6 protein-coding genes are annotated in these 6,122 nt (G+C 59.9%); all 6 read right to left on the reverse strand.

The features are described from left to right. Positions 1–1,391, reverse strand: a 1,391-nt coding sequence (gene purL / locus B4F73_RS07480) for a phosphoribosylformylglycinamidine synthase subunit PurL (protein ID WP_290482898.1), incomplete at its 3' end; no start/stop codon positions are given. A gap of 48 nt (positions 1,392–1,439) precedes the next feature. Beyond that, positions 1,440–2,618: a DUF3089 domain-containing protein gene (locus B4F73_RS07485; RefSeq protein ID WP_290482899.1), complete on the reverse strand. Its 1,179-nt coding sequence runs from the start codon at positions 2,616–2,618 to the stop codon at positions 1,440–1,442. A gap of 43 nt (positions 2,619–2,661) precedes the next feature. Further along, positions 2,662–3,672, reverse strand: a complete 1,011-nt coding sequence (locus B4F73_RS07490; protein WP_206990615.1) for an adenosine deaminase — start codon at positions 3,670–3,672, stop codon at positions 2,662–2,664. Positions 3,673–3,739: 67 nt separating this feature from the next. Further along, positions 3,740–4,936, reverse strand: a complete 1,197-nt coding sequence (locus B4F73_RS07495; RefSeq protein WP_290482900.1) for a DUF418 domain-containing protein — start codon at positions 4,934–4,936, stop codon at positions 3,740–3,742. Between the two features lie 103 nt (positions 4,937–5,039). After that, on the reverse strand, positions 5,040–5,708 hold the full coding sequence (purQ, locus tag B4F73_RS07500; protein WP_206990613.1) for a phosphoribosylformylglycinamidine synthase subunit PurQ: 669 nt from the start codon (positions 5,706–5,708) through the stop codon (positions 5,040–5,042). Positions 5,709–5,825: 117 nt separating this feature from the next. Next, positions 5,826–6,122: citrate/2-methylcitrate synthase (locus B4F73_RS07505; RefSeq protein ID WP_290481596.1), on the reverse strand; the 297-nt coding region annotated here is incomplete at its 5' end.

Consider the following 6,122-nt stretch of genomic DNA (forward strand, 5'->3'; position numbering starts at 1 on the left):
GCCTTGTTCGTGCCGTGGATGCGCACAATGGCGGCGTCACCCATGCTTTGCGACGAGTCGACCGTGTCGCCCATCACGTGGCGGTCATACTGTTCCCAGATCCAGCGCTTTGACGCCATGTCAGGCGACGACATCAGTTTGAGCAGCACTTCGCCATAATCTTCAGGCTCGGGATATTTTGAAATGTCCAAAGGCGCGCGCTTCGGCGGCTCTGTCCAGGGGCGGTCATAATTCGGCGCATCTTCAGCCAGTGGAGCGACGGGGATGTCGCAAACCGTCTCGCCAAACTGCGTCAGCACAAGATGGCCGGTATCGGTCGTGTGACCGATGACTTCAGCCGACAGGTCATACTTGTCGAACACCGCTTTCGCGACATCGATCTTGTCGGGATAGAGCACCATGAGCATGCGCTCCTGGCTCTCGGACAGCATGATCTCATATGCTGTCATGCCTTCTTCGCGCTGGGGCACCTTGTCGAGGTCCATGACCACGCCGATGCCTTCGCCATTCTCGCCGCCGCTGGCGGCCATCTCGACCGAGGAGGAGGTCAGGCCAGCAGCGCCCATGTCCTGGATTGCCTGAATGGCGTCTGTCGCCATCAGTTCGAGGCAGGCCTCGATCAGCAGCTTCTCGGTGAACGGGTCGCCAACCTGCACGGTAGGGCGCTTCTCCTCGTCGCCCTCGGAGAATTCGGCAGACGCCATGGTCGCGCCATGGATGCCGTCGCGCCCGGTCTTCGATCCGACATAGAAGATCGGATTTCCGGGCGTCGCGCCGCGGGCATAGAAAATCTTGTCCTGATCGGCGAGGCCGACGGCCATCGCATTGACGAGGATGTTGCCATTATAGCCTTCGTCGAACTGGGTTTCCCCGGCCACGGTCGGCACGCCCACACAGTTTCCGTATCCGCCGATGCCCGCGACCACGCCCGCCACGAGGCTGCGGGTCTTGGGATGGTCCGGGGAGCCGAAGCGCAATGCATTGACCAGCGCGATCGGGCGCGCGCCCATGGTGAAGACATCGCGCAGGATGCCGCCCACGCCCGTCGCCGCGCCCTGATAAGGCTCGATATAGGACGGGTGGTTGTGGCTCTCCATCTTGAAGATGGCAGCTTGGCCGTCACCAATGTCGATGACGCCGGCATTCTCGCCGGGGCCCTGGATGACGCGGTCATTCTTGGTCGGGAATTTGGACAGATGACGGCGCGAGGATTTGTACGAGCAATGCTCTGACCACATTACCGAATAGATGCCGAGTTCGACGAGGTTCGGCTTGCGCCCGAGCCGCGTGACGAGGCGCTCCCATTCGTCGGCCTTGATGCCATGTTCCAGGCCGGCAGTGTCATCCTGCTCGGCGGTGAGGTGGGCGAGGATCGCAGTTTTGTCAGTCATGACCGGCGCTTTAGCGGCAATTGCCACGAGTCGCCAGCCTCATTGTGCTCACTCTGCGTTTTGGGCGTCCAACCAGGCCTGCCCTTGCGTTCTGGCAAGGTCCACGAGGTTGCCCATTGCGAGATTCATGTCGACAAGATGCAGGCCCCAATCGGGGACCACTTTGCCGTTGAAAACAAGATCGCCTGGAATGTCATCGGCGCGCGGATCCGCTGGATCAGCGTGAATCGTGACAGCCAGCCAGTCATGGGTGTCGTTGGCCAGGCATTGGGCTGAGAGCAGGCCGGGTAGCGAAACAAAAGGTGTGTCGACCGCGACGCCGTAGTCATTTGGAGCAAGTCTTCCAAGGCTTTGGCGGGGCATGTAGGCTTTCAAATCACCCTGGCCACCGCCGAGCGCCGCCGGATTCGTACAGACCGCGCGTTTGCCGTCCTGGGCCTTGCCGAAAAAGGAATCTTCGGGCGGTGGCGAGGATTCGCGGAAACTGGCGAAACTCACGATGCATCCGGTTTCGGACGGAGAGGAGCAGACCGGCAGACCGGATGCGCGCCCGGTGCCGGGATCAATCACAGTTTCATAGCCGATTGCGTGGACTGCGATGAGCTTCTCCTGAGCGGGAGAGCCGACAATATCCTTTTCCAGCATCTGGTAGATCATGCTGGCACCTTGCGAGTGACCGATCAGGACAACGCCGCGGCCATTGTTCTCGTTGGCAAGATAGGTGTTCCAGCTGCCGATCACATCGGCGTAGCGCATCGCGTCATCTGCAGCTGTCTGACCGGCGGTCATCTGCTTTTGCAGTTCCAGCAATGTGGTCTGTCGGTAGATTGGTGCAAAGAGGCGGCATGTTTCGCCGTATCGGGCAAACTGATTGGCTACAACGTTCAACTCTTCGGGCCCCGCAATCATGTCGCTGTTTGGCGTGACGTCGAAAGAGACTGTTGGGTAGATGTAGAAGCAGTCGAAAGCGGGCTCAGCTGCCGGGGTGTGGGGCAATCGGGTCGTGGTGCCGTCCGCCAATATTTCGGTGGCTGCCAGGTCGATGGAGCAGGCATCGTCACTCTTGTCCGGATGACAAAGCCAGTTCGCCGTATCAGAATAGTCATTCACCGCGAAGGCAGGCGGCTCAATAGGTGGGTCCGCTGGGGCGTCAGTCACTGAGCCGGCGTCGTTTCCGCAAGCGGAAATCGCAAGCGCGGCCGAACCGAAAATGAATTTCTTGAGCATTGCGGATTTCCTTAGATTTTGGAATGGACGGATCGAACGTGGGTCAGCTGCCCCGCACCCGGTCGATTTCTGACAGGTGGCGGCTTTTGTCGGCGTCGCTTAGGAACGAGCCGGCGAAGCTATTGCGGGCCAGCTGGACGATCTGATCGGCCGACAGGTCCAGCGCTTCGGTGATGGCCTCGTAATTCTGGCCGATATAGCCGCCGAAATAGGCCGGATCGTCAGAGTTCACGCACACCAGCAAGCCTTCTTCCAGCTGACGTTTCACCGGGCTCTTGCGCAGGTCGTCGAGCACGCAGAGCGACAGGTTTGACAGGGGGCAATTGGTGAGCGGCGTCTGGGTGTCGCGCAATACGGCGATCAGAGCGGGATCTTCCATCGCGCGGTTACCATGATCGATCCGGTCCGCACCGATGTCCAGAAGGGCCTCTCGCACATATTCCGGAGGGCCTTCCTCGCCGGCATGCAGGCAGAGTTTGAAGCCAAGCTCGCGACAGCGCGCAAACAGTTTCTGGAATTTCGACGGTGGATGCCCGACCTCGGAACTGTCGAGGCCCACGCCGACAAAATGGTCGTGCCAGGGTGCGGATTCTTCGAGCAAGGCAAACCCGTCCTCTTCGCTCAGATGGCGCAGGAAGCTCATGATGAGTTCGGATGTGATGCCCAGCTCTTCCTCGCCGCGCTTCAGCGCCGAGATTATACCATCAGCGACAGTTCCAAACGCCACGCCGCGCTCTGTATGCGCCTGCGGATCGAAGAACATCTCGACATGGACGACATTGTCTTCCTTGGCGCGCTTCAGATACGCGAAAGTCATGTCATGGAAGTCCTGCTCGGTGCGCAGCACATTCATGCCCTGATAATAAAGGTCCAGGAATTCCTGAAGATTGTTGAAATCATAGGCCGCCTTGGCCTCTTCCAGCGTCTTGAACGGAATCTCGATCTGATTGCGCTCGGCCAGCGCCATCATCATCTCCGGTTCGAAACTGCCTTCGATGTGCAGGTGCAGCTCAGCCTTGGGCAAGCGCGCGATGAGATCTTTGTGGGCGGTCATGGAAGCCTCCTGTTGGGTCAGTCCCATAGAACCGGATCGGACGCGAAGGGCAACCGGTCGAACGCGGCTAACGTGCGCCGAGATAGGTCCAGTTGCGCAGGATGGCCTCCATGGGGCCGCGCTGGAACTTCACCCGCCAGAGGCTGACAAAGGCGACGCTGAAGAGTGCGGTGAGGAAGGCAACGCCAATGGTCTGTGCCGCGGTCAGGCTCGCGAAGTAACCAAAGCCATACGCGGTGAACAGCAACGAGAAGATCAGGCCCTGCATCAGGTAGGCGGTGAGCGAGGACGTGCCGCCCCGTGCGAAGAAAACCGTGACGGGCCCCGGTGTACCTTCGGCCCATTTCGCGATCACGCCGAGATATCCAAAAGTGGAGAACGGACTCCCGATCGTGACCAGGACGAGGCCGAGCAGCATTCTCGGATCGGTCATGCCGTGGCTGTCGACCAGCAACCAGCCGCCTGCGCTGCTGAGCAGCAAACCGACAGGCAGTGCGAAACGGCGCGCAGGTTTCCAGATAGGGGCCGAGGCACGGGCGATGATGCTGCTGCGTACGGCCGCAAGGCCAAACAGGAAGAAGGCGAACGCACCAAATCCCTGGAACAATATCATGAAAGGGAAGCCTGAAAGATATTCAGACACGCGATAGGCCGCTGTTTCGGCAAAACCGGCCGACCCGAAGATTTCGAGCGCCTTGGCGTCTGCCACGGCGAACTCTTCCGTCACCGCCACCATTTCCTCTGGTGCAAAGGTGACCCCTAGATACATCATGAGCGCGATCGCTGAGACGAGCAGGATCTGGATCGCGTAGATGATGCAGCCCCAGACGATCAGCGTCTTCTGGGACGCATTGCGGAACAGGAACAGGATTGAGCCGAGCACCGCATAGATCACGAGAATGTCGCCGATGAAGAAGCAGGCAATGTTCAACGCACCAAAGGCCAGCAGGCCCACGATGCGACGCCAGTACCGCCCTGCGAACCCGACCCCGCGCCGTTCAGCGGACTGCATCTGATAGGCGAAGCCGACCCCGAACATGAAGGAGAACAGTGAGTAGGACTTCATCAGGAACAGGGCGTTGACGCCGAACCAGGCCGCGTCATCGATGCCGCTCACTGTTGCACCATCGGCATGATAGCTGCTCATCATGGGCCAGGATAGGACGCCGACATTGACCAGCGCGATGCCGAACAGTGCCCATGCGCGTGCAAGGTCAGGAAAGATTTCGCGGCCAGCAGCCTGGCTTTCTTCAAGATATGTCATGGTGTTCCCCGCAGCCCCAAAATTATTGATTATCGATATATTCATGCGCTTATCGCGTCAAGAATAATCTTGGGTGGGGGCGGGCCGTCAGGGAGGCCCAGGGTCAGGCCGCGCTGAGCAGGCTCTCGAACACGCCAAGACCGTCGGTGCCGCCCTCATGCCCGCCAATGGCGCGCTCTGGATGCGGCATCATGCCGAGGATGCGGCCATTTTCGCTGAGAATGCCGGCGATGTCCCGCGCAGAGCCGTTCGGGTTCTGGCCGCTGGCATAGCGGAAGGCCACGCGGCCTTCGCCTTCCAGCGTATTGAGCGTGGTGTCGTCAGCAAAATAATTGCCGTCATGATGGGCGACGGGGATCACTACGTCCGATGCGCCGGAATAGGCGCTTGTATAGGCCGTGTTCGTCGACTCGATCTTCAGGGCCTGAGGGCGACAGACAAAGTGGAGCGAGGCATTGCGCATAAGCGCGCCGGGCAGGAGACCCGTTTCGCAAAGGATCTGGAAGCCGTTGCAGACGCCGAGCACATAGCCGCCGCGCGCGGCATGATCGTGCAATTGCGAGATCACGGGTGAATTGCCTGCCATCGCGCCGCAGCGCAGGTAATCGCCGTAGGAGAAGCCGCCGGGAACCATGACGAGGTCAGTGCCCTCGGGGATCGTGCCATCCTTGTGCCAGACCATGGCCGGCGCCTGACCGGTTACCTTGGCAAGGGCGTCATGCGCGTCGCGGTCGCAGTTCGATCCGGGGAAGACAATCACAGCGGTTTTCATGCGCAGGCCTTTAGCAGGGAGTCGGGTGAAAAGGGAACAGGCATTTGCGGTATTACCTGTCCCGAAACCAAAAAAGCCCCGGACGCTGCCGGGGCTTTCTGAATCGTGGATGGCGGATTAACGCTGATCCATTGGTACATAATCGCGCTGGGCAGCGCCGGTATAGATCTGGCGCGGGCGGCCAATGCGCTGGGTCGGGTCGACCAGCATCTCGTTGAGCTGGGCAATCCAGCCAACCGTACGGGCCAGCGAGAACAGGACGGTGAACATCTGCTTCGGGAATCCGATCGCGTCGAGAATGATGCCGGAATAGAAGTCGACATTCGGGTAGAGTTTCTTCTCGGCGAAATACTCGTCTTCCAGAGCAATCCGTTCCAGCTCCATGGCGACTTTCAGGATCGGCTGATCCTTCAG

The sequence above is a fragment of the Hyphomonas sp. UBA3601 genome (assembly GCF_002375605.1).
In the GTDB taxonomy this organism is placed as follows: Bacteria; Pseudomonadota; Alphaproteobacteria; order Caulobacterales; family Hyphomonadaceae; genus Hyphomonas.

What these genes read in the sequence shown, in the direction of transcription:
- B4F73_RS07485 (WP_290482899.1), bottom strand. Translation starts at nt 2,618, where the DNA reads ATGCTCAAGAAATTCATTTTCGGTTCGGCCGCGCTTGCGATTTCCGCT.
- purQ (WP_206990613.1), bottom strand. Translation starts at nt 5,708, where the DNA reads ATGAAAACCGCTGTGATTGTCTTCCCCGGATCGAACTGCGACCGCGAC.
- B4F73_RS07490 (WP_206990615.1), bottom strand. Translation starts at nt 3,672, where the DNA reads ATGACCGCCCACAAAGATCTCATCGCGCGCTTGCCCAAGGCTGAGCTG.
- B4F73_RS07495 (WP_290482900.1), bottom strand. Translation starts at nt 4,936, where the DNA reads ATGACATATCTTGAAGAAAGCCAGGCTGCTGGCCGCGAAATCTTTCCT.